This is a genomic window from Chitinophaga sp. sic0106, from assembly GCF_019219075.1.
In the GTDB taxonomy this organism is placed as follows: domain Bacteria; phylum Bacteroidota; class Bacteroidia; order Chitinophagales; family Chitinophagaceae; genus Chitinophaga.
Genome location: NZ_JAHUWJ010000022.1, coordinates 15,834 through 37,424 on the forward strand (window position 1 = coordinate 15,834; position 21,591 = coordinate 37,424).

The 21,591-nt window shown below is 47.3% G+C and carries 22 protein-coding genes; 10 read left to right on the forward strand and 12 right to left on the reverse strand.

What is annotated here, in order from left to right:
- Nucleotides 1-55: 55 nt before the first annotated feature.
- The 3 genes from fabD to KW844_RS24515 all read right to left on the reverse strand — a co-directional run bounded on the left by fabD (nt 56) and on the right by KW844_RS24515 (nt 2,194).
- A complete protein-coding gene (gene fabD, locus KW844_RS24505; RefSeq protein ID WP_218379434.1) occupies nt 56-952 on the reverse strand; it encodes an ACP S-malonyltransferase in 897 nt (298 codons plus the stop codon).
- Nucleotides 953-1,141: 189 nt separating this feature from the next.
- On the reverse strand, nt 1,142-1,729 hold the full coding sequence (gene folE, locus KW844_RS24510) for a GTP cyclohydrolase I FolE (protein WP_218379435.1): 588 nt from the start codon (nt 1,727-1,729) through the stop codon (nt 1,142-1,144).
- 51 nt (nt 1,730-1,780) lie between these two features.
- Nucleotides 1,781-2,194, reverse strand: a complete 414-nt coding sequence (locus KW844_RS24515) for a 6-carboxytetrahydropterin synthase (RefSeq protein ID WP_073077622.1) — start codon at nt 2,192-2,194, stop codon at nt 1,781-1,783.
- 114 nt (nt 2,195-2,308) lie between these two features.
- Between KW844_RS24515 and mqnB the strand changes: the two genes are divergently transcribed.
- A complete protein-coding gene (gene mqnB / locus KW844_RS24520; RefSeq protein ID WP_218379436.1) occupies nt 2,309-3,016 on the forward strand; it encodes a futalosine hydrolase in 708 nt (235 codons plus the stop codon).
- Between the two features lies 1 nt (nt 3,017).
- Nucleotides 3,018-3,806, forward strand: coding sequence for a 1,4-dihydroxy-6-naphthoate synthase (locus tag KW844_RS24525; protein WP_218379437.1), 789 nt, complete (start codon nt 3,018-3,020; stop codon nt 3,804-3,806).
- Nucleotides 3,807-3,890: 84 nt separating this feature from the next.
- Here KW844_RS24525 and KW844_RS24530 read toward each other — a convergent pair whose 3' ends face one another.
- The 9 genes from KW844_RS24530 to KW844_RS24570 all read right to left on the reverse strand — a co-directional run bounded on the left by KW844_RS24530 (nt 3,891) and on the right by KW844_RS24570 (nt 11,489).
- A complete protein-coding gene (locus KW844_RS24530; RefSeq protein ID WP_218379438.1) occupies nt 3,891-5,195 on the reverse strand; it encodes a deoxyribodipyrimidine photo-lyase in 1,305 nt (434 codons plus the stop codon).
- Nucleotides 5,196-6,035 carry an aminotransferase class IV gene (locus KW844_RS24535; protein WP_218379439.1) on the reverse strand — a complete coding sequence of 280 codons (840 nt, stop codon included), beginning with the start codon at nt 6,033-6,035 and terminating at the stop codon, nt 5,196-5,198.
- A 173-nt stretch (nt 6,036-6,208) separates the two neighbouring features.
- Nucleotides 6,209-6,865 (reverse strand): 3-oxoacid CoA-transferase subunit B, encoded by a 657-nt coding sequence (locus tag KW844_RS24540; protein ID WP_218379440.1) that lies wholly within the window; start codon nt 6,863-6,865, stop codon nt 6,209-6,211.
- Between the two features lie 3 nt (nt 6,866-6,868).
- Entirely contained in the window at nt 6,869-7,561 is a 693-nt protein-coding gene (locus KW844_RS24545; RefSeq protein ID WP_073077659.1) for a CoA transferase subunit A, read from the reverse strand.
- A 17-nt stretch (nt 7,562-7,578) separates the two neighbouring features.
- Entirely contained in the window at nt 7,579-8,064 is a 486-nt protein-coding gene (locus KW844_RS24550; protein ID WP_218379441.1) for a DUF4296 domain-containing protein, read from the reverse strand.
- A gap of 72 nt (nt 8,065-8,136) precedes the next feature.
- Nucleotides 8,137-9,051 carry a DUF4835 family protein gene (locus tag KW844_RS24555; protein WP_218379442.1) on the reverse strand — a complete coding sequence of 305 codons (915 nt, stop codon included), beginning with the start codon at nt 9,049-9,051 and terminating at the stop codon, nt 8,137-8,139.
- The gene (gene coaBC / locus KW844_RS24560; protein ID WP_255578613.1) at nt 9,044-10,264 is read right to left on the reverse strand and encodes a bifunctional phosphopantothenoylcysteine decarboxylase/phosphopantothenate--cysteine ligase CoaBC; all 1,221 of its coding nucleotides are present in this window, start codon (nt 10,262-10,264) and stop codon (nt 9,044-9,046) included. The genes KW844_RS24555 and coaBC overlap by 8 nt, the downstream gene beginning before the upstream one ends.
- A 78-nt stretch (nt 10,265-10,342) precedes the next feature.
- Nucleotides 10,343-10,684: a DNA-directed RNA polymerase subunit omega gene (locus KW844_RS24565; RefSeq protein ID WP_073077665.1), complete on the reverse strand. Its 342-nt coding sequence runs from the start codon at nt 10,682-10,684 to the stop codon at nt 10,343-10,345.
- A complete protein-coding gene (locus KW844_RS24570; RefSeq protein WP_218379443.1) occupies nt 10,653-11,489 on the reverse strand; it encodes an outer membrane protein assembly factor BamD in 837 nt (278 codons plus the stop codon). The genes KW844_RS24565 and KW844_RS24570 overlap by 32 nt, the downstream gene beginning before the upstream one ends.
- 489 nt (nt 11,490-11,978) lie before the next feature.
- Here KW844_RS24570 and mraZ point away from each other — a divergent pair, with 489 nt between their 5' ends.
- The 8 genes from mraZ (at nt 11,979) to KW844_RS24610 (ending at nt 21,565) form a co-directional block, all read left to right on the forward strand.
- Nucleotides 11,979-12,446: a division/cell wall cluster transcriptional repressor MraZ gene (gene mraZ, locus KW844_RS24575; RefSeq protein WP_218379444.1), complete on the forward strand. Its 468-nt coding sequence runs from the start codon at nt 11,979-11,981 to the stop codon at nt 12,444-12,446.
- 11 nt (nt 12,447-12,457) lie between these two features.
- Nucleotides 12,458-13,369 (forward strand): 16S rRNA (cytosine(1402)-N(4))-methyltransferase RsmH, encoded by a 912-nt coding sequence (gene rsmH, locus KW844_RS24580; protein WP_218379445.1) that lies wholly within the window; start codon nt 12,458-12,460, stop codon nt 13,367-13,369.
- 112 nt (nt 13,370-13,481) lie between these two features.
- The gene (locus tag KW844_RS24585) at nt 13,482-13,865 is read left to right on the forward strand and encodes an FtsL-like putative cell division protein (RefSeq protein ID WP_083549277.1); all 384 of its coding nucleotides are present in this window, start codon (nt 13,482-13,484) and stop codon (nt 13,863-13,865) included.
- 199 nt (nt 13,866-14,064) lie between these two features.
- The gene (locus tag KW844_RS24590; RefSeq protein WP_255578614.1) at nt 14,065-16,119 is read left to right on the forward strand and encodes a penicillin-binding protein; all 2,055 of its coding nucleotides are present in this window, start codon (nt 14,065-14,067) and stop codon (nt 16,117-16,119) included.
- Complete coding sequence (locus KW844_RS24595) at nt 16,119-17,585, forward strand: UDP-N-acetylmuramoyl-L-alanyl-D-glutamate--2,6-diaminopimelate ligase (RefSeq protein ID WP_218379447.1); 1,467 nt, start codon at nt 16,119-16,121, stop codon at nt 17,583-17,585. The genes KW844_RS24590 and KW844_RS24595 overlap by 1 nt, the downstream gene beginning before the upstream one ends.
- A 97-nt stretch (nt 17,586-17,682) precedes the next feature.
- Nucleotides 17,683-18,942 (forward strand): phospho-N-acetylmuramoyl-pentapeptide-transferase, encoded by a 1,260-nt coding sequence (gene mraY / locus KW844_RS24600; protein ID WP_218379448.1) that lies wholly within the window; start codon nt 17,683-17,685, stop codon nt 18,940-18,942.
- A 42-nt stretch (nt 18,943-18,984) separates the two neighbouring features.
- Nucleotides 18,985-20,325: a UDP-N-acetylmuramoyl-L-alanine--D-glutamate ligase gene (gene murD, locus KW844_RS24605; protein WP_218379449.1), complete on the forward strand. Its 1,341-nt coding sequence runs from the start codon at nt 18,985-18,987 to the stop codon at nt 20,323-20,325.
- Between the two features lie 43 nt (nt 20,326-20,368).
- Nucleotides 20,369-21,565, forward strand: coding sequence for an FtsW/RodA/SpoVE family cell cycle protein (locus KW844_RS24610; RefSeq protein ID WP_218379450.1), 1,197 nt, complete (start codon nt 20,369-20,371; stop codon nt 21,563-21,565).
- Nucleotides 21,566-21,591: the final 26 nt, after the last annotated feature.

Consider the following 21,591-nt stretch of genomic DNA (forward strand, 5'->3'; position numbering starts at 1 on the left):
GTTTACGCAAATCCCCGGATGTTGGTTTATTGTTGATACATCCGCGGGAAATGCACTATTTATTTTCAATACCGTTTACCACGGCCTCTTTATAAATTTTCTGCACCAGGCCTTGTAATACTTTACCAGGGCCTACTTCGGTGAATTCAGTTGCACCATCTGCCACCATCGCCTGTACGGACTGTGTCCATCTTACCGCGCCGGTGAGCTGATCGATCAGGTTCTGCTTGATTTCATCCGGGCTGGTAACAGCTTTTGCTACAACGTTCTGATAAACAGGGCAGGAAGGCGTGTTGAAGGTAGCCTTTTCAATGGCAGCCTTCAGTTCTTCTTTGGCAGGCGCCATCAGCGGAGAGTGGAAAGCGCCACCTACAGGCAGTATCAGCGCACGTTTAGCGCCGGCAGCCTTCATTCTTTCGCAGGCAATTTCCACACCTTTGAGGCTTCCGGAAATCACCAATTGGCCAGGGCAGTTATAGTTGGCAGCTACTACCACTTCGCCGGTTTCGGCGGAAACAGCAGCACTGATTTCTTCTACTTTTGCATCATCCAGTGCCAGCACAGCGGCCATGGTAGATGGTTGCAGTTCACATGCTTTTTGCATGGCATTAGCACGGATGGCTACCAGCTTCAGGGCTTCTTCGAACGACAGCGCACCGTTGGCTACCAGGGCAGAAAACTCACCCAGGGAGTGACCTGCTACCATGTCGGGCTGACCATGCTCTGTGCACAGGAAAGCGATTACCGCATGCAGGAAAACCGCTGGCTGCGTAACTTTGGTTTGTTTCAGATCTTCCTCCGTTCCGCTGAACATGATATCAGAAATGCGGAAACCCAGAATTTCGTTTGCGCGCTCAAACAGCTCTTTTGCTTTTGCGTTGGTGTCATACAGGTTTTTGCCCATTCCCGGAAATTGAGATCCTTGTCCGGGGAATACGTAAGCATGCTTCATGTTGGTTATGTTATAAGTTTGCGTTCAAATTAAAATTATATCAAATATACAATCAATTAGTTTATAACAAAATCATCGACTGCATTGATTTTTCAGTTTGCAAATAAAAGAAAAACCGGGCATAAAAATGAAATGAACGCTACTGATGGGCAGCGTTCATTTAAAATGAGGTAAAAAGGGGGGCAGTTATTATCTGCCGATCAGCTTCAGGAACTCATCGCGGGTGGTACCATCCGCAAACTGACCGCTAAAGGCGGAAGTAGTGGTAATAGAATTCTGTTTCTGTACACCACGCATCATCATACAGAGGTGTTGTGCTTCGATAACCACGGCCACACCTTCTGGTTGCAGGGCATCCTGGATAGCGTCCAGGATCTGGTGCGTAAGGCGTTCCTGTACTTGCAGGCGGCGGGCAAAAACATCCACTACGCGGGCGATTTTGCTCAAACCAGTGATATAACCGTTCGGGATATAGGCAACATGTGCTTTTCCGAAGAAAGGCAGCATGTGGTGTTCACACATCGAATACAACTCAATATCCTTCACTATAACCATTTCACTGTATGATTCGGTAAACCGTGCGCCCAACAGGATTTCCTTTGCATCTTGCTGGTAGCCCTGTGTGAGAAACTGCATGGCTTTGGCCATACGTTCCGGCGTTTTTTCCAGGCCTTCCCTTTCCGAATCTTCTCCCAACAGTTCCAGGCATCGCTTGTAATTATCCTTCAGATCGGCCGTGATCTTTTCGTCATAGCTTTCAATCTTATTATACGCCATCCTTATATGTTTTAGTTCGAAAATTGCTTGCCTGTATACTACGAAGCGTGGTTACTTACCTCCATAGTATTCCACGTAAATGCGTGGAGTTTCGTACAGCTTAATGCAATGCAGCATTACTTCAGCTGGCAAATGCTGCGACAACTGGTCCCAGATGGCGATAGCCAGGTTTTCAGCGGAGGTAAACTTACCTGCCATAAAATCCACGTCCATATTGAGATTGCGGTGGTCAATCTTTTCAATGACTACATCTTTAATGATTACTCCTAAAGTTTTAGCATTGAAAACAAATCCCGTTTCAGGATCAGGATTGCCTTTTATCGTAACGTGCAGTTCGTAATTATGTCCATGCCAATTTACGTTGGCGCATTTTCCAAAAACCTCTTCGTTCTTTTCTGCACTCCAGTTCGGGTTAGATAACTTATGCGCGGCATTAAAGTTCTCTACTCGCGTTAAATAAATCATTATTGCAACAAAATTTTCGCAAAAATACCACTATTCCGCGAGGGAATCCAATTATCCTTATTCCTGTCAATTGTTTTACACTTCAAAAACCTGATTTTACCGTACTTTTATCGCATGAAAATATTGGTTACAGCGGCTACCAGCCTGGAAATTAAGCCCTTTCTGCAATACCTGGAGCAACATAGTCAGCAGGTGTCGGATTACCGGTTCAGATTAACCGGATGCGAAGTAGATGTACTCATTGCCGGCATCGGTATGATGCATACGGCTTTTAGTCTTGGTAAATACCTTACCCTGCATACCCCGCACGTGGCCATACAAGCCGGTATATGTGGTACCTTCCGGAAGGATTGGCACCTGGGCGCCGTAGTGGCCGTGGAACGGGAGCACCTGGCCGATCTGGGCGCAGAGGACAATGATCAGTTTAAAGATTTATTTGATATCAGTCTCTGGAAAGAATCCCAGCATCCCTTTACCGGCACCAGCCTGGTCAATACTTTTCATGCATGGCCGCTCACACAAGACCTGCCAGCAGCCAGCGGCGTATCCGTAAACCGGGTCAGCGGCAGCGCCCCCACCATCGCCCTCCTGGAAGCTAAATACCAGCCAGACACCGAAAGCATGGAAGGCGCCGCATTTCACTACGCCTGCCTCCAGGAAAACATTCCCTTCTTACAAATAAGAAGTATATCTAACTACGTGGAAATCAGGGATAAATCCAAATGGCAAATCCCAACAGCTGTCAAAAACCTGAACGATGAACTCGTTCGTACCGTTGAACAGCTCTGTGCCCACTACACCACCGCAATAAAAAACTTTTGATATGAACTTAACGCTCGGATTTTCACCCTGCCCGAATGATACCTTCATCTTCGACGCACTGGTGAATAACAAGATCAACACGGACGGCTTTAGCTTTGACACCCACCTCGAAGACGTGGAAACGCTCAATAACTGGGCTATTCAGGGTAAACTGGATGTTACCAAACTCTCCTTTGCCGTATACCTGAAAGTAAGGGATCAATATGATCTGCTCAACAGCGGCAGCGCCCTGGGTCGCGGATGCGGACCACTCCTCATCTCCAAAGAACCCATGACGCTGGAAGACGTAAAAAATAAAACCATCGCCATCCCAGGCGAAAACACTACCGCTAACCTCCTCTTCTCCATCGCTTTCCCGGAAGCTAAAAACAAAAAGATCATGGTGTTTTCTGAAATCGAAAACGCTGTACTGAACGGAGAAGCTGATGCCGGCGTGATCATCCATGAAAACCGCTTTACCTACCAGCTGAAAGGCCTCAAAAAGGTAATGGACATGGGTGAATACTGGGAACAAACGACGGGCAATCCCATCCCGCTCGGTGGCATCTTCATAAAAAAAGATATTGCACCCGAAAAACGTGCTGAACTGGATCAGCTTATTCACCAAAGCCTACAGCACGCCTACAGTGAATATCCGGTACTCTCCGACTATGTAAAATCACACGCACAGGAAATGGACGAGCAGGTGATGCGCCAGCATATCGACCTGTATGTAAATCAGTTCAGCCTGGATTTGGGAGAAGAAGGGCATAGGGCAGTGGATGCCTTGATGGCTGCCGCCAGGAGATAACCTCCGTTTCAATACTGGTCCGTCACCTGCGGTGACGGACCAGTATTGAACATCGGGCCCGAACGGCCCGATGTTCAATACTAATTACTTCAATGCTTTGGCATACACCTCCAGCACCCGCTTCCTCGCCATCTCATGTGATACCATCGGCTTCACATAATTAAAGCTGTCAAACTCAGGCACCCACTTCCGTATATACTTTAATTCCTTGTCAAATTTCTGCGTTTGCAACGTGGGATTAAACACCCTGAAATAAGGTGCTGCATCGCAGCCGGAACCAGCTGCCCACTGCCAGCCACCATTATTGGCCGCCAGATCGTAATCCAGCAACTTAGCCGCAAAATAGGCCTCTCCCCATCGCCAGTCTATCAGCAGGTGCTTGGTCAGGAAACTGGCAGTAATCATGCGTACACGGTTATGCATATAGCCGGTGGCATTCAGCTCCCGCATTCCTGCATCTACAATCGGATAACCCGTTTGCCCCTCACACCAGCGCCGAAACTCTGCTTCATTATTTCTCCATGGAATCTTATCATAATCCTTTTTAAAGGAATGCCCTACTACATGCGGAAAATGCCAGAGAATCATCTGGTAAAATTCTCTCCACACCAACTCATTTACATACGTAGCGTTCAACGCCAGTGCGTCTTTCATGAGCCTGCGAATGCTCACCGTACCAAACCGCAGGTGTAAACCCATCCTGGAAGTGCCTTCCAGCGCAGGAAAATCACGGGTTTGATCGTAGTGTGACACAATAGCTTCATTCAACTCCGGGGATGGCAATTCAATAGCAGTTTTTTCGAAGCCGATAGATGCCAGGGAAGGAATAGCAGTAGCAGCAGCTTTAAACAAGTGCGACATATAACGCCGTACAGGATAGGGTTTCAGGTGAAAAGGCGTCAGTACCTGCTGCCATTTTTTACTGTAAGGTGTAAATATCGTATAGGGCTCACCGTTATCTTTCAGGACTTCATTTTTTTCTAAAATTACCTGATCCTTGAACGTAAGCAAACCGATGCCTTCCAGCGCCAGTTGCTTTGCAATAGCGGCATCCCGCTGCCGCGCATACGGCTCATAATCATGATTGGTATATACTGCCCCAATCGTGTACTTGCCGGTCCAGTAACGAAAAGCCGCTTCTGGCGTGCCGGTAAACACTTCCATATTGGCACCGTAATTACGCAGCTGGTGTTGTAGCTCCATCAATGTCTGGTGAATGAAAGTCACCCGTGCATCGGTCTTATCTTCCAGATCCCGGAGGATATTGGTATCAAAAATAAACACCGGCAATACCGGCCGGTCCGACTTCAAAGCATGATACAATGCGGCGTTATCGTCCAACCTCAGATCGCGGCGGAACCAGCATAAATTCACAACAGGAGCTGCCATTTAAAAAATATTTTCGTGGAGGAGTTCATGTAAAACTGCAGCGGTGGCGTTGCCATAGCTGCTGTCCCTGAAAGTGCCTACCCAACGGATGCCATAGATCGCATTGGTCAGAAATATTTCATCGGCATTTTCCAGGTCTTCAATTTCAAGTGGCTTTTCCTGGAATCGATAAGGGAGATCGGCCTGCAATAAGTACTTCCGCATCACCCCACATACGGGGCCTTCCGTCAACGGTGGCGTAAATATCTCCTTACCTTTTACTATAAACACATTAGCGATGGTACTGTCCGCAATACGGCCATACGGATTCTGGAGAATAGCCTCATTCAAACGGTGCTGACGTGCATACATAGCCGCCATTACATACGGTAAACAGTTGTTGGATTTAATCGAAGAAAGCTTGTCGGCACTCTTCTTTACATCCGGAAAAATATCGGTCACCAGGCCAGCTTCATTCAATTCCAGCACTGTTTTGGGGAGCTCCCATGCCTGTATTACGTAGTTGGGAAGATTATTCACCGGATCATACAACCCACCATCCGAACGAAATACGGCAAAGCGCACACGTGCAAGATCGTCGTATTTATTCCTGGCACATAATTCCAGAATAGATTCTATGAAAAATGTTTTGGTAAAGGAAGGGGGAATATCAAAATGCAACAGGTGCAGACTGGCCATGAGTCGTTCATAGTGGAGATCAGCCAGCAGCACAGTTCCCTGGTGGACCTTGAGCGTTTCAAAAAAACCGTCACCATATCTGAATGAACGGTTGTCTGCTGTAAAAATAGGCTCTCCCGCAGGTATAAATTTGCCGTTATAACAAAGGAATCCAACTTGCACTTCGATGACTTTTAGCAAGTTGTAAGTTACCCAATAATTTCCGATTAAGATAAGTTGAGATGCAGCATTTTTGTTAAAGATAATGTCTGCTTTTTGTAACAAAACGGCTGCATCTCAACAAAAAATTATTTACGTTGTAATCCGCCAAAACGAACGCCAGTAAAGTAAACTACTTATATCTTCATTTCAGGCACCTCGCCATTTATCACCAGGCGACCTGCAGTCTTTGCTTTAATTTCTTCTGTACTCACGCCCGGCGCTCTCTCCAGCAGGAGGAAGCCATCAGGTGTTACTTCGAGTACAGCCAGCTCAGTAACAATTTTTCTTACACAGCTGACCCCAGTAAGTGGCAGTGTACAGGCAGGCAGCAATTTGCTTTCGCCTTTAGGATTGGTATGCATCATAGCCACAATAATATTGCGGGCAGAGGCTACCAGGTCCATAGCACCACCCATGCCTTTCACCATTTTACCGGGAATTTTCCAGTTAGCGATATCGCCTTTATCAGAAACCTCCATGGCGCCCAGTACGGTAAGGTCTACCTTCCCGGCACGGATCATCCCGAAGCTTTCCGCTGAGTCGAAGAAGCTGCCTCCAGGCAATACGGTAACTGTTTCTTTACCGGCATTGATGAGGTCTGCGTCTATTTCTTCTTCAGTAGGATAAGGGCCCATGCCCAGCATGCCGTTTTCAGACTGCAGCATGATGCTGATACCCGACGGCACATAATTGGAAACAAGTGTGGGTATACCGATGCCTAAGTTCACATACATACCGTCCTGCAGTTCCTGTGCAATTCTTTTGGCGATGCCATATTTATCAAGCGCCATAGTTTAGATTTTTACCGTTTTACGTTCAATCCTTTTTTCATAATTACTTCCCTGGAAAATACGATGCACGTAAATTCCCGGAACATGGATCTGGTCCGGGTCCAGCTCTCCGGGCTGCACCAGGTGCTCTACCTCTACGATAGTCACGTTCCCGGCCTTCGCCATTGGTACACTGTAATTACGGGTGGTTTTGCGGAAAACGAGGTTGCCCATCGTATCACCTTTCCAGGCTTTAACGATGGAAAAATCTGCGTGCAGGGCCATTTCCATCAGGTAGTGCTTCCCGTCGAATACGCGTACTTCTTTACCTTCCGCGATCTCGGTGCCATAGCCGGCAGGGGTAAAAAAGGCGGGGATGCCCATGCCTGCCATCTGGATGCGCGTTGCCAGGGTTCCCTGCGGAATCAGGTCCACCTCCAGCTCTCCGGCCAGCAACTGCCTTTCAAATTCCGCATTTTCGCCCACGTAGGACGACATCATTTTACGGATCTGGCGGGTTTTCAATAACAGTCCCAGTCCAAAATCATCCACACCGGCGTTGTTGGATATACAGGTAAGATCTTTAATACCTTTTCGCACCAGTGCAGCAATACTGTTTTCAGGAATACCACATAAACCAAACCCTCCCAGCATCAGCACGGCTCCATCTCCTATGTCGCGTATGGCCTCGTCTGCATTTGCGAATACTTTGTTCATGTTTTGGTGTTTTTCTTTTATTTCTGACGTTTGATAAATGGCTTGGTGGTATCGCTGTTGGCCGATAACAGGATGGCCTTTTCGGCATTCGGGAAAATGGTGCGCAGGCGGTAGGCCACCGGGGCCGACAGCTCGCCCATGTCCGGGGCTTTATTTTTTCTTTCGGTGAGATTGGCAGTCACCTGGTTCAGTACTGCCGTGAGTTTATCCGGATGCTGCTCGTACCAGGTATAGCTGTTATAAAAATCTTTCACAGATACCTGGTGCAGGTCCAGTACCTGTTTTGAGTAGACTTTAATTTTTTCCTGACGTAAGGAATCGTAGCTCCCCGGATTGTTATTCATCACCAGGTTATTGCCATACGCTTCCGCGATGGTCAGGTCCGCAAGGACGGCACTCATTTCTTCCTGCTTCATGATATTCCCGGGGATACGGTCTTTATCGCCGCAGGCGAACAATACTACCAGGAATGCGACTACACTGAGTTTCTTAATATAATGCATGTTAATGGCTGCGTTGTAGAAAGCGTAAAGCTATCAACATTTGCTGATAAAATAATATAGGCGGCAGCAGTGCTATCGCATCTGCTGGTATTTAGCGGCGTTAGGGATATCCATTTTTGCCAGCATTTCTGCGGCCCGGGATTTTTCCTGTGGCATGGCTTTGGAAAAGATCTTCAGCAATTCCTCTCCTTTGGCGGAATAGAAGGTTTGCATGAGCATGGAATTAGGTACATCCTGATAGATAGCGTATAGCAGGTTAATGCAGTTCATGATGGCACCGCGGCCAGTATTTACGTCATCGTACATGAGATCAAGCCCCATACGGTGGTACTGGTACATCACATCATGGAAGTTATTGAACTTCACGTTGAGCAGGTTATCGGTAAGCCAGTAGCGGTTACGCTGACTTTCAAAGGCTTTCCATCCCGATACATCTTTACCGTCAGGTGCATTGTTGACTACGTTCTGGGCTTTTTTGAAGAAAGCGTCGCCTCCTCTGGGGGAGAAGGAGTCAGCATCCATTCCCAGCATCACATAGGCATAGTACGCGAAGATGGCGGTCAGGTTTGCTGCCAGCGGGTCGCTTCCGGCTACGCGGTTATCGTTGAATTCCATGGGTTGGAATTCCGTGTAGCGAAACAGCACGTTGTTATCCTGGATATTGAGCAGGCTGGTCACGTAGCTGGCGTTGTATACCGGGCGGGTGGCCTGGATGGTAAGGGTGCCGCGATAGATGTCGGAGCTTACCACACCGGTGAGGTTCAGCATGATATTGCATTCGATGCGTTCAGCCGGGGAATAGGCATCGCTGGCCCAGTGGCGGTTGTTGATAAACTCTTTGAGGGAGTTTTGCAGGGTGGTAAAAATCTTTTTATCCACACCGGTCAGTTGAGTGGCCACCACGGTTACGTTGGCGCGGAACTCCTGGGCGCTGGCAAACAGGGTTGCGCTGCATAGGAGGAGGATTACGGAAAAGCGTTTAAGCATTTTGTAGTTCAATTATAGCTGAAACAATGTCCTGGGCTACCTCTTGCTTCGATTTCAGGGGCAAACTTTTTTCGCGGCCTTTGCGGTCGAAGAGGGTTACCTTATTCGTATCATAATTAAAACCTGCGCCTGGGTCGGCCAGGGAGTTCATCACGATCATATCGAGGTGTTTTTCCCTTAGCTTTTTGAGGGCATATTCTTTTTCGTTATTTGTTTCCAGGGAGAAGCCAACGAGCATTTGCTGCGGCCCTTTGTTATTACCCAGGGTACGCAGGATATCGTGCGTTTTTTCCAGCGGGATATTAAGCTGTTCTTCTCCTTTCTTGATTTTTTTGTCTGCCACTTGTGCCGGGCGGTAGTCGGCTACGGCGGCGGCGGCCACTACCAGGTCTGACAGTGGGTATGCGGCGATAACAGCGTGGAACATTTCTTCGGCGGACTGCACCCGGATAATTTCTACGCTGCTGTGGTTGGTGCTGAGGTGGGTGGGTCCGAGGATCAGTTTCACCTGGGCGCCGGCATCGGCGAGGGCTTCGGCGATGGCGATACCCATTTTACCGCTGGAGTGGTTGCTGATGTAGCGTACCGGATCGATATGCTCGATGGTAGGGCCGGCGGTAACTACGGCCAGTTTACCGGCGAGTGGCTTAGGGCTGCCGGACTTGCTGAAATGGCGGCGGAGGAAAACGAGGATTTCTTCCGGTTCGGCCATTCTGCCTTCTCCTACGAGGCCGGAGGCGAGTTCGCCGTTGGCTACCGGGATCAGGATATTTTTATAAGAGATGAGTTTTTCGATGTTATTGCGGGTGGCCGGATGGTGCCACATGTCTTCGTCCATAGCGGGTGCAAATATTACCGGGCAGGTGGCCGATAGGTAGGTGGCGAGGAGGAGGTTATCGCAAAGGCCATTGGCCATTTTGGCGATGGTATTGGCCGATGCGGGGGCGATGAGCATGACATCCGCCCATCTGCCGAGGGCTACGTGGTTATTCCAGCTGTCGTGGTCACTGATTTGCAGGGGCACTTCATTTTTGGAGAGGGTGGCGAGGGTGAGTGGCGTAATGAAGCCGGCGGCTGCCGGGGTCATGACAACTTTAACCTGCGCTCCTTCTTTTACGAGGAGCCGTACGATGGTAGCGGCCTTATAGGCGGCAATACTACCGGACACGCCGAGCAGTATTTTTTTGCCGTGTAATATTTTAGTAGTGTCCATGGACGTGTATAAAACGAAAAAGCGGCAGAAAAATATCTGCCGCCATGAAATTAATATTTTTATTTATTCCCGTAACGATTAGCTGAACAGGTCATCATCGTTTTTACGGAAATAGATTTTATTATCCAGAAATTCGTGAGTAGCCTGGATCGCTGGGTTAGCCAGTCTTTCGTAAAAGCGGCTGATTTCGATCTGCTCTTTGTTTTCGTGTACTTCTTCGAGGTTGTCTGTATGACTGGCAAACTCTTCCAGTTTGGAATGGAGCTCCTCTTTCACGGAAATATTGATCTGATTGGCGCGTTTTGCGATCACGGCAATAGATTCATATAAATTCCCAGTTCTGTTCTTAATATCGGTAGTATTTCTGGTTTCTACCCATGGATTAAGGCTACTGGTTAGACTTCGCTTTATTTTGCTCATTTTCCAGAGTTTTAATGTTTGATTGCGCTAAGGTATAAAATTTTTCGGCATCAGGCTTAAGTTTACTGTTTGGATAGTGGTCGTTGAAGTCGAGGTATTCAGTTACCACGGTTTCATATCGTTCCTTTTGTTTATCCAGTACGCTGTTTTTGGCGTAGGAGTAGTAAGCCTTGATAGCCATGATTTTATAGCTGTCGGATTTATCGGAATCAGGGTAGTTACGCATGAGACCTTTAAAGGCGATACCAGCTGCTTTGAAGTAGCCGAGGTTATAATATAGTTCGGCTGCATTGAATTCTTTCTTTTCCAGTTTACGGCGGCAGAGTTCGATTACCAGGTTAGCTTCAGCCACTTTAGGGGCGGAAGGGTAGTTGTTAACGAATGTTTGCATGGCGGCAATGGCTTTGGTGGTGTTGGTTTGGTCCAGCGACACTTTAGGCGATTGCTTATAGTAGCAGTAGGCTTGCATATAGTCTACTTCTACTGCTCTTGGGCTGTTCGGAAAGAGGTCCAGGTAGTTTTTAAAGTTAAAACTGGCCTGTACGTAGTCTTTCAGGTAGTAAGAGCAATAAGCCATATTGTAGTAGAGTCCTTCGAACTTGTCGGTACCTTTATACACCTGCATGAGGTCACTATACAGCGTGAGTGCTGTATTGTATTTTTTCTTCTGGTACATTTTATCGGCGTATGCCAGCTTCTTTTCGAAGTTATTGCTTTTTTCTATCCTACGTAACTCGTTGTTACAGGAGGAGAAAGAAATTACAGCAATCAAAAGGACACCAATGAACAATAAAAATTTCCGCATAAAAGAGTGGCAAAATTAAGAATTAAATGTAAATGTAAGGTAGAGAGATTTTCGTTGCTGTTAAAATTTTGCAAAAGGGACGAATAAGTCGACAAACCGGCAAAATTTAATGGTGATTTAAAAAAAGAAATGAAATATTCAAAAAAAATTTTTGGATGATAAAATTTTGACGGGGCCGGAAAACGAATTAAAATTAAAAACTAAGTATAATTTGAGATGGCCAGAAAAAAATGGAAAAATTTATGTCGCCCGAATCGCAGGTCCATGGCCTTATTTGCCTCAGGCTCATCCCTCTCTGAAACTTATTAACACATTGCGCACATTTACTCCTGCGTAATTCACATCTCCCTACACATAATCCCATATAAAATCAACACCCAAGGGCTTTTGTTCCTGTGGAAAAAATTTATAAAGCATTTTTTCGTAAAAAAGTGGGAAAAAGTGTTATTTTGTGTTAGAAAATGGATTTCAAGGACTTTACCCCATGGTATGACTGGTTTTCTCGGTGAATACGAAGCAACGCTGGACGCAAAAGGGCGTTTTCTGTTACCTGCCGGATTCAAAAAGCAGGTGCAGGAAAGTGCCGGAGGACAGTTTGTGATTTGCCGAGGGTTTGAGAAATGTTTGTCCCTGTATCCGATGAATGAATGGCAGCCCATTTTCGAAAGAATCAGTAAGCTGAATGACTTTGATCCAAAAGTGAGGGAATTCAAGCGTTACTTTCTCAACGGGGCTACCATACTGGAGCTGGATAGCGCGGGGAGGTTGCTGGTACCTAAAAACCTGCTCTCTTACGCCAATCTGGAGAAAGATATTATTCTGGCTGCGGCCACCAATAAAATCGAGATCTGGGATAGTGGTAAATACCAGGAGTTCTTTGAAAATTTCTCACCATCAGCCTTCAGTGATTTGGCACAACAGGTTATGGGAGGAGGAGATCAAAACAACACAATTTAAATCTGTAGCGTATGGGCGAACAGCAATATCATTTACCTGTTCTGCTGCAGGAGACAACGGAGCTACTTCACATCAATCCATCCGGAACATATGTGGATGCGACGTTTGGAGGCGGAGGACATTCAAGAGCCATACTGGAAAGACTAGGAGAAAACGGCAGACTGATTGTGTTTGATCAGGATGAAGATGCCTACCGTAACCGGATTATAGACGACCGCGTCACTTTTGTACAACAGAACTTCAGGCACCTGCAACGTTTCCTGAAATTACATAAAGCAGAGCCTGTCGATGGTATACTGGCAGATCTCGGCGTATCCTCCCATCAGTTTGATACTGCAGAAAGAGGATTCAGCATTCGTTTCGATGCAGATCTGGACATGCGTATGGATACCAGAACCGACCTCACCGCAGCAAAATTGCTGGCAACCTGGTCCGAGGCTAAACTACATCTCCTGTTCCAGGAATACGGAGAAGTAACTAACTCGAAAACACTGGCCCAAACCATCGTCAAAAACAGGAAAGCACACCCCATGCGTACCATTGCAGAGTTCAAATCTGTCATCCAACCCATCGTAAAGGGGAATCCGCAGAAATACCTGGCCCAGGTATTCCAGGCACTGCGTATAGCCGTTAACGATGAGCTGGGAGCTTTGAAAGATATACTGTCACAATCTGCCGAAGTATTGAAACCAGGCGGAAGACTCGCTATCATCACCTTCCATTCACTGGAAGACAGAATGGTTAAGAACTTTATGAAATCTGGCAGTTTCGAGGAAGCACAAGACGATCCGTTTGGCTTGGAAACACCCCCTAAATTGTTCAAATTAATCACAAAAAAGCCGGTTACCGCCAGCGACGCAGAACTGAGAACTAACAGCAGATCCAGAAGTGCAAAATTGCGTGTAGCCGAAAAAAACTTGTAGCACCGCGCCTTACAACGCAGCTCCAATCCTATCATTCCTATTCACTGTGAAGGCTTTAACTGATGATGGCGTAGGCGTCTATCCATTTCATAATCCTTAAAAAGCATAGCGCGTGTCCGAGGAAGAAATAATCGATAAAAACCAGGAGGCCCCCAGCGAAGATCATATCCCTTTGCAGGAACCTAAAAAGGAATGGCGGCTCCGCATCAACTATTCAATGCTGGTGCAGAACATGCCGCGTATCCTGTTTCTTGCTGCCCTGGCGCTTATCTATATCGCCAACAGCCACCTCGCTGAAAAAAAAATACGCCGTATCAATCAGCTTAGCAAAGAAATTAAAGAGCTCAAGTGGGAATATATCAACGTGAAGAGTGAGCTCATGTTCCAAAGCAAAATGAGTGAAGTCAGCAAATCCGTAGAGCAACTGGGACTCAAACAACTGAACTCCCCCCCTCGAAAAATTGTGCTGAAAAATGAAACAGAAAAAAATGATTAACACATTGATACCTGATACTGCCCGCCCTTACATATCTGTATAGGCGGGGATGCTGGTAAATATCATATGGCAAGCATCTCAATAAAACCGCCAGTGTCAGGTATCATACTTTATTATAGCTCCCCAAAAGGAGCATAACAACAAAAAAGTGGATGTAAAAAAAGACATATTATGGCGGGTTTATCTATGCGTTATCGGCATGGCGCTGTTTAGCGTCGCTATCCTCGCTAAAGTCTTTTATATCCAAAACGTTCAGGGAAGCTACTGGAGAAGTATAGCCGACAGCCTGCATACCAGATACGTAGCCCTCGACGCCGACAGAGGTACCATCTATTCTGAAGAAGGAAGAATGCTCTCTTCCTCTATCCCCTATTTCGATATCAGAATAGATTTTGCCGCCGACGGACTCAGAGATAAACAAGGAAAAGTCTTCAAGGAAAACCTGGACTCCCTTGCCCTATCCCTCTCACAGCTGTTTAACGACCGCTCCAAAGAGGAATATAAAACAATGCTCAGAGAAGGGTATAAATCCAAAGACCGGTACTTCCTCCTGAAAAGAGATATACCGTTCAACCAGTACCAGATCCTGAGAACATTACCGATGTTCCGGCTCGGCAAAAATAAAGGTGGCATGATCGCAGAAACCAAAAGTAAACGCATCAACCCCTTTAAACTGCTCGCCAACAGAACCATCGGACTCGCCCGCGAGAATTCACAAAGCGTAGGCCTCGAAAGAACCTACGACGAATACCTCAAAGGCGTTACCGGTAAACGACTCATGCGACGCATCGCCGGAGGAACCTACGTTCCCGTGCAAGGCTACGATATCGAACCAGAAAACGGACGCGATATCGTTACCACCATCGATGTAAACATGCAGGATGTTGTGGAAACAGCTCTCATGAACATGATGGTGCAAAATGAATGTGACCACGGCACCTGTATCCTCATGGAAGTGAAAACCGGTAAAATAAAAGCCATGGCTAACCTCGGCAGACAACCGGACGGCAGCTACTGGGAAAACATGAACTACGCACTGCAGGTAGGTGAACCAGGTTCCACTTTTAAACTGGCCACCGTCATCGCAGTGCTGGAAGATAAATACGCCACCATGAATACCATGGTAGACATGGAAGGCGGTAAATGGCGCGTAGGCCGCAGAACGGTATTCGACTCCGAACCACACCCTGGTCCGCAGAACGTAACCATCAAACATGCGTTCGAACTCAGTTCAAACGTAGGTATGGCCAAACTCGCCGTGCAGTACTACAGCAAAAAACCGAATAGCTTCGTCAACAACCTGAAAAGGCTGAAACTCGATACTATCACCGGTATCGACCTCGTAGGTGAAGGACGCCCGATCATCAAAAACACGTCCGCACGTACCTGGTCCAATACCACCCTCCCGTGGATGGCCTTCGGTTATGAAGTGCTTATCAGCCCGCTGCAAACAGCAATGCTGTATAACGCAGTGGCCAATAACGGGAAAATGATGAAACCCTACCTCGTCAACTCCATCATGGAATTTGGCCAGGTAGTAAAACAATTTGAACCAACGGTAGTAATGGACAGCATCTGCTCCCAGCACACCCTGCGCCAGGTACAATCCATGCTGGCAGGGGTAGTCACCAACGGAACAGCTAAAAAACTGCAAAACCAATACTACACCTTCGCCGGAAAAACCGGTACCGCCCTCGTTGCCAACGGTAGCAGAGGATATGCCGATAAAATCTACCAGGCATCATTCGCTGGGTACTTCCCCGCCAATGACCCACAATACACCTGTGTGGTAGTAATAAAAAATAAACCGCATGCACTCCGCTTTTACGGCGCCAGTGTAGCGGGTCCTGTGTTTAGAGAAGTGGCAGATAAAATCTATGCACTCGCTGTTGAAAAACAAGCACCCATGCAGGCAAATGTCAAACTAGACACCATGCTTGCCATGAAAACAGGGAAAGCCGCAGAATGGAACGAAATTCTCCATACCCTGCAGCTCCCCACCGCCATCACCCCAGCCGCAAACGCCTGGGTAAGCGCAAAAGTGACTAACCAGAAAGTCAACTTCCAGCAGGTGACGCACCAACGCGGCGCCGTGCCGGATGTTACCGGAATGGGACTCAAAGACGCACTGTACCTGCTCGAAAATGCAGGACTCCGTGTAGTCGTTAAAGGTGCCGGAAAAGTGAAAACACAATCACTCCCCGGAGGAACTAAAATTGGAAACGAACAAACAATCGTAATAGAACTCAGCTAATGAAGACGCTGCGCGACATATTATACAACGTAGGCATCACCGCCGTTCAGGGTAATACCGATATTACCGTGAACGCGATTGCAATTGATTCAAGAGCCATTGGTAAAAACGATGCTTTCATCGCCGTTAAAGGCGTTCACGCAGATGGTCACCAATATATCGATAAAGCAATAGCACAAGGAGCTACCGCCATTATCTGTGAAGATATGCCGGCCTCCATGGTCGAAAATATCACCTACGTACAGGTGAAAGACAGCGCCACAGCAAGTGGTATCATAGCCGGCAACTACTATGATAACCCCTCCCACCAATTAAAACTCGTGGGTGTAACCGGTACCAATGGAAAAACAACCATCGCTACCCTGCTGTTCCGATTGTTCACCAAAATGGGCTACCACTGTGGATTACTCTCCACTGTGCAAAATCAGATAGGCGATACCGTTATCCCATCTACCCACACCACCCCCGATCCTGTCAGTCTCAATGAACTGCTGGCCCGGATGGTAGCAGATGGCTGCCTGTACGCCTTTATAGAAGTAAGCTCCCACGCAATCCACCAGCACCGCATTGCGGGACTGCAGTTCGCAGGCGGCATATTCAGCAATATCACACACGATCACCTGGACTACCACAAGACTTTTGATGAGTACATCCGCGTGAAGAAATCGTTCTTTGATAACCTGCCCAACGCCGCTTTTGCACTCACCAACCTCGATGATAAACGAGGTAACGTAATGCTCCAAAACACCAAAGCCCATAAAGCAGGATATAGCTTACATACCCTGGCTGATTTCAAAGGGAAAATCCTTGAAAACAACCTCACCGGACTAATCATGTCCATCGATGATACAGAAGTTCACTTCCGCCTCATCGGTGAGTTCAACGCCTATAACCTGCTGGCAGTATACGGTGCCGCCAGACTACTGGGTGAAGATAAGTCCAAAGTTCTCCAGGCACTGAGTGATATACAGGGCGCCGAAGGTCGCTTCGATTATTTCGTGTCCGACAAAGACCAGATCATCGCTATCGTTGATTACGCACACACACCAGACGCATTGAAAAATGTACTGGCCACCATACAAAACCTCCGCAAAGGCAATGAGCAACTGATTACGGTAGTAGGCTGCGGAGGCGACAGAGATACCACCAAACGACCTATCATGGCGGACGTAGCAGTGGAAAGCAGCGACAAGGTTATCTTCACTTCTGATAACCCACGCTCCGAAGACGCTACCGCCATCATCCAGGAAATGGAAAAAGGCGTACCCGTGCATCTCAGAAAAAAATACATCGCTATCGTCGACAGGAAAGAAGCTATTAAAACAGCTGTGTCCCTCGCCGGTAAAGATGATATCATCCTCGTAGCCGGTAAAGGCCACGAAAAATACCAGGAAATCCATGGGGTCAAACATCCCTTCGATGATAAAAAGGTATTACACGAGATGATGACAATGCTCGAGAAATAAGGAAGTGTGCAGTGGATGTAAATTATTTGAATAACTCAATGACTTAATAGCCTGCAACGCCGCTATGGCAGGGCGAAGCAGGTACGACTAAAACGGTATGTTATATTATTTTTTAAATTATCTGAAAACAGAATTCAACATCAGCGTAATCGGCGGTGGAATGTTCCAGTTCATCACCTTCCGTGTTACCATGGCACTCCTATTGTCGCTGGTGATCTCCCTGCTTTTGGGTAAACGCATTATCAGATTGCTCCAGCGCCGCCAGATCGGGGAAACCATCCGCGAGCTCGGTTTGCAGGGAGAAAATTCCAAGAAAGGCACCCCAACCATGGGAGGCCTCATCATCTTGTCTGCCATCGTCATCCCGACCTTATTATTCGCACAGGTAGCCAACGTTTACATCTGGCTCATGCTGCTGAGCACCGTGTGGCTGGGACTGATCGGCTTCCTGGACGACTACATTAAAGTCTTCAAGAAAAATAAAGAAGGCCTCGCCGGCAGATTTAAAATCATGGGCCAGGTAGGTCTGGGGCTGATCGTAGGCTGTACCCTCTATTTCAATAACGATGTGGTAGTATCCCGCGAAGTAGTAGGACCGAAAAAAATCGCCGCCTACGAAAGACCGGTACAAAATCATCCGGAAAGAGTAACCCGCGACGGACACCGGTTTGTGGATGTGAAAACACCTATCACCACCATTCCGTTCGTAAAAAACCATGAGTTCAATTATTCCAAACTGATCTCCTGGATACCAGGCGCTGAAAAGTATACCTGGGTACTCTATATCCTGATCGTAATATTTGTGATCACCGCCGTTTCCAACGGCGCCAACATAACGGATGGACTGGACGGCCTGGCAACGGGCGTTTCGGCGATTATAGGGGTAGGCCTCGGCATCTTCGCCTATGTATCCGGTAACATCCAGTTTGCTGAATACCTCAATGTGATGTACATCCCCTACCTCGGGGAATTGTCCATTTTTATTGCGGCATTCGTAGGGGCCTGCGTAGGCTTCCTCTGGTACAATGCTTATCCTGCACAGGTATTTATGGGAGATACCGGCAGTCTCGCCATCGGTGGTATTATCGCCTCCCTGGCATTCATCGTACGCAAAGAGCTGCTGATCCCTATCTTCTGCGGCGTATTTCTGGTAGAACTGGTATCCGTAATGGTGCAGGTGTCCTACTTCAAATACACCAAGAAGAAATACGGGGAAGGAAGGAGACTACTGAAAATGTCGCCCCTCCATCACCACTACCAGAAACTGGGTTACCACGAAAGCAAAATTTCCGTTCGCTTCTGGATTGTAACCATCATGTGCGTGGTATTTGCCATAGCTACATTCAAAATGAGATAAGAGATTTATTAATATATCAAATAACGTAGAAGACTAAACGAAATGGCACATAAACTGATCATATTAGGAGCCGGAGAAAGTGGAATTGGCGCGGCCTTGCTGGGTAAACAGCAGGGATATGAAGTTTTTGTGTCAGACGGAAGCCCGATCAAAGACATTTATAAGCAGGAACTGGCGGTTAACCAGATACCATTCGAAGAAGGTCATCATTCCTGGGATATCATACTAGGCGCAGACGAAATCGTGAAAAGCCCTGGTATCCCCGAAAAATCTGAACTGATGAAAAAGGTGCGCGAAAAAGGCGTGGCCGTAATTTCTGAGATTGAGCTGGCCTACCGTTTTTCGACAGGTAAAAAGATTATTGCCATCACCGGCAGCAACGGCAAAAGCACCACCACCGCCCTTACCTACCACCTCTTCAAAACCGCAGGTTATGACGTGGCCATGGTAGGAAACATCGGAGTAAGCTATGCCCGCCAGGTGGCCACCGCACCAGCGGAGTATTATGTGATTGAAGTTAGCAGCTTTCAGCTGGATGACATTAAGGAGTTCAAACCCAATATAGCCATCCTGCTGAACATTACGCCTGATCATTTGGACCGGTATGAGTACAAAATGGAGAATTATGTGAAGTCTAAATTCAGGATTGTCATGAACCAGACCCAGGACGATACATTCGTCTACTGTGAAGATGATCCCGAGATCATGCAGCATTTACCGCAGCAACCCATTAATTCAACATCAATACCTTTTACCATCATGAAACGACTGAAAGCAGGCGGCTACGTCGAAAACGACCAGTTGCACATAAAGGTAGACGAGGAACCGGTGATAGTCAGTATCTATGACCTGGCACTCAAAGGAAAACACAATCTGTATAACTCCATGGCTGCCGGTATCGCCGGCAAAACAATGGGCATCCGCAAGGAGAAAATCCGCGAAAGCCTCACCAGTTTCAAAAGCCTGGAACACAGAATGGAATATGTAACCACCGTTAAAGGCGTGGACTTCATCAACGACAGCAAAGCGACCAACGTCAATTCCGTATGGTTTGCACTGGAAAGCATGGAGAAGCCCATCGTACTGATCATGGGTGGTGTGGATAAAGGCAACGACTACAGCGCTATTCGCTCCCTCGTGCAGGAAAAGGTGAAAGCCATCGTTTGCCTGGGTGTGGATAACAAACCCATCGAAGAAGCGCTCCGCAACGATACACCGGTGATGGTAAACACCACCAGCATGAAGGAAGCGGTAACCACCGCACTCAAGCTCGCAGCTAAAGGTGATGTGGTATTACTCTCCCCGGCCTGCGCCAGCTTCGACCTCTTCAAGAATTATGAAGACAGAGGCCGGCAGTTTAAAGATGCGGTAAGAGAGTTATAATATAATGGGTAAGAGGTATTGTAACAATAACTAATAAACGAAAATGAATAATCTGCTCTATAGAACCAAAGGCGATAAAGTTATCTGGACGATAGTGATTTTCCTGTCGCTGGTTAGCTTGCTGTCGGTATATAGCGCAACCGGATCACTGGCATATCGCGAAAGAGGCGGACATACAGAGTATTATCTGCTGAAACAGCTTTCCGTACTCGTGATGGGGCTCCTGATCATCTATTTTGCACACCGGGTAAACTATACGATTTACTCCCGCGTAGCGCAGGTAGGCTTCCTGATATCCATACCACTGCTGGTGTACACGCTGGCATTCGGTTCCAATATCAACCAGGCCAGCCGGTGGATCAGTCTCCCGATCATTAACCTCACCTTCCAGACATCGGATGTAGCTAAGCTCTTCATCTTCATGTATGTAAGCAGGCAGTTATCCAGGAGTCAGCATATCATCAACGATTTCAAAAAGGGATTTCTTCCGATCGTGATTCCGGTGGGTATTACCTGCCTGCTGATCATGCCGGCAAATATGAGTACCGCTTTACTCTTAGGTGCCAGCTGCATGATCCTGTTCTTCATCGGAAGAGTGCCAATAAAATTTCTTGCCGGCATGGTGGCAGCAGGAGCGGTAGGCGTAGTAATGCTGTTTCTGGTAGCCCAGCTGATAGGAATGGACATGCGTACCAAAACATGGCAAAAGCGTATCGACAGCTTTTTACATGATGATCATACCGAAACACCCTACCAGGTTCAACAGGCGAACATCGCCATCGCTGGCGGCGGTATGATGGGAAAAGGCCCGGGTAACAGTACACAACGTAACTTCTTACCACATGCCTATTCGGATTATATCTACGCTACCATCATTGAAGAATATGGACTGGTAGGTGCCTTCCTGATACTGGCGGCTTACATGCTGCTATTGCTCAGAAGCATCCGCATCTACCGGAAATGCCCATACGCCTTTGGTGCCTTCCTGGCCGTCGGGCTCAGTGTAACACTGGTGATACAGGCGCTGACCAATATGGCGGTAAATGTGCACCTCTTTCCGGTAACAGGGGTTACCCTGCCGCTGGTAAGTATGGGAGGATCATCGGTGATTTTCACCAGCCTCTCTATCGGTATTATCCTTAGTGTGGCCAGAAATGTGGAAGAAATGGAAGGCAAGCAGGCAGAAAAAGAAAGACTCGAACGTGTAATGGCTGCACGTGAAAACGAAGCAGTAGCATAATATAACAAAGACAAAATAGAAACGAA

Bases quoted from the DNA above. Each gene is read 5' to 3' on its own strand.
- fabD (WP_218379434.1), bottom strand. From the start codon at position 952: ATGAAGCATGCTTACGTATTCCCCGGACAAGGATCTCAATTTCCGGGA.
- folE (WP_218379435.1), bottom strand. From the start codon at position 1,729: ATGGCGTATAATAAGATTGAAAGCTATGACGAAAAGATCACGGCCGAT.
- KW844_RS24515 (WP_073077622.1), bottom strand. From the start codon at position 2,194: ATGATTTATTTAACGCGAGTAGAGAACTTTAATGCCGCGCATAAGTTA.
- mqnB (WP_218379436.1), top strand. From the start codon at position 2,309: ATGAAAATATTGGTTACAGCGGCTACCAGCCTGGAAATTAAGCCCTTT.
- KW844_RS24525 (WP_218379437.1), top strand. From the start codon at position 3,018: ATGAACTTAACGCTCGGATTTTCACCCTGCCCGAATGATACCTTCATC.
- KW844_RS24530 (WP_218379438.1), bottom strand. From the start codon at position 5,195: ATGGCAGCTCCTGTTGTGAATTTATGCTGGTTCCGCCGCGATCTGAGG.
- KW844_RS24540 (WP_218379440.1), bottom strand. From the start codon at position 6,865: ATGGCGCTTGATAAATATGGCATCGCCAAAAGAATTGCACAGGAACTG.
- KW844_RS24545 (WP_073077659.1), bottom strand. From the start codon at position 7,561: ATGAACAAAGTATTCGCAAATGCAGACGAGGCCATACGCGACATAGGA.
- KW844_RS24550 (WP_218379441.1), bottom strand. From the start codon at position 8,064: ATGCATTATATTAAGAAACTCAGTGTAGTCGCATTCCTGGTAGTATTG.
- KW844_RS24555 (WP_218379442.1), bottom strand. From the start codon at position 9,051: ATGCTTAAACGCTTTTCCGTAATCCTCCTCCTATGCAGCGCAACCCTG.
- coaBC (WP_255578613.1), bottom strand. From the start codon at position 10,264: ATGGACACTACTAAAATATTACACGGCAAAAAAATACTGCTCGGCGTG.
- KW844_RS24565 (WP_073077665.1), bottom strand. From the start codon at position 10,684: ATGAGCAAAATAAAGCGAAGTCTAACCAGTAGCCTTAATCCATGGGTA.
- KW844_RS24570 (WP_218379443.1), bottom strand. From the start codon at position 11,489: ATGCGGAAATTTTTATTGTTCATTGGTGTCCTTTTGATTGCTGTAATT.
- mraZ (WP_218379444.1), top strand. From the start codon at position 11,979: ATGACTGGTTTTCTCGGTGAATACGAAGCAACGCTGGACGCAAAAGGG.
- rsmH (WP_218379445.1), top strand. From the start codon at position 12,458: ATGGGCGAACAGCAATATCATTTACCTGTTCTGCTGCAGGAGACAACG.
- KW844_RS24590 (WP_255578614.1), top strand. From the start codon at position 14,065: ATGGCGCTGTTTAGCGTCGCTATCCTCGCTAAAGTCTTTTATATCCAA.
- KW844_RS24595 (WP_218379447.1), top strand. From the start codon at position 16,119: ATGAAGACGCTGCGCGACATATTATACAACGTAGGCATCACCGCCGTT.
- mraY (WP_218379448.1), top strand. From the start codon at position 17,683: ATGTTATATTATTTTTTAAATTATCTGAAAACAGAATTCAACATCAGC.
- murD (WP_218379449.1), top strand. From the start codon at position 18,985: ATGGCACATAAACTGATCATATTAGGAGCCGGAGAAAGTGGAATTGGC.
- KW844_RS24610 (WP_218379450.1), top strand. From the start codon at position 20,369: ATGAATAATCTGCTCTATAGAACCAAAGGCGATAAAGTTATCTGGACG.